Here is an 806-nt window from a genome sequence, read left to right as displayed (position 1 = left end):
TCTTCATACAGGATTGGCATGAAACAGGTCGTCTGAAACCTGAATCGGTTTTCAGACGACCTTTTGTTTAAGCGTATCGCTATCAGCGTTTGACGCCGCTGAGCCTTGCCCAGCCTTCGTCGATTTCGGCGGGTTCGATGTCGAACCATTGGCGGTAAATGCCGCTGAGTTCTTCAACTTGCTCGTCCAGCAAACCGGACAACACGATGCGTCCGCCTTGTTTGGTGCGGGCGGCGAGCATTTCGCCGAGCATGCGCAGGGGGTTGGCGAGGATGTTGGCAACGACGATGTCGAATTGTCCTTGCGGTAAACCGTCGGGCAGGTAGAACTGTGCATCGACGTTGTTTTGTGCGGCGTTGTCCTTGCTGGCGCGGATGGCTTGTTCGTCAATATCGACGCCGACGGCAGAACCTGCGCCGAGCTTGAGGGCGGCGATGGTCAGGATGCCTGAGCCGCAGCCGTAGTCGAGGACGCTTTCGCCGCCTTTGAGTTGTGTGTCCAGCCACTTGAGGCAGAGGCGCGTGGTCGGATGGCTGCCGGTACCGAAGGCAAGGCCGGGGTCGAGCTGGAGATTAACGGCGTTGCTGTTGGGTGCTTCGTGCCAAGAGGGGGTAATCCACAGGCGCTCGGAAATTTGGATGGGGTCGAACTGCGCTTGGGTCAGGCGCACCCAGTCTTGGTCGGCAAGGATTTCGCTGGTGTATGCCAAGTCTTTCAACCCGCATGCTTGGCTGGCGGCTTGAATCATGGCTGCGGCATCGTCGTTTTCGCCGAACAAGGCGATGACTTTGCTTTGCTGCCAGATT

At 57.9% G+C, this 806-nt stretch carries 1 protein-coding gene; it reads right to left on the bottom strand.

The features are described from left to right. Positions 1–82: 82 nt before the first annotated feature. A partial coding sequence (prmA, locus tag ACTHUR_RS13190) for a 50S ribosomal protein L11 methyltransferase (protein WP_440398970.1) occupies positions 83–806 on the bottom strand: 724 nt, incomplete at its 5' end.

The organism is Neisseria sp. P0021.S007 (genome assembly GCF_051956855.1).
This window is presented reverse-complemented; position numbering and strand designations above follow the sequence as displayed.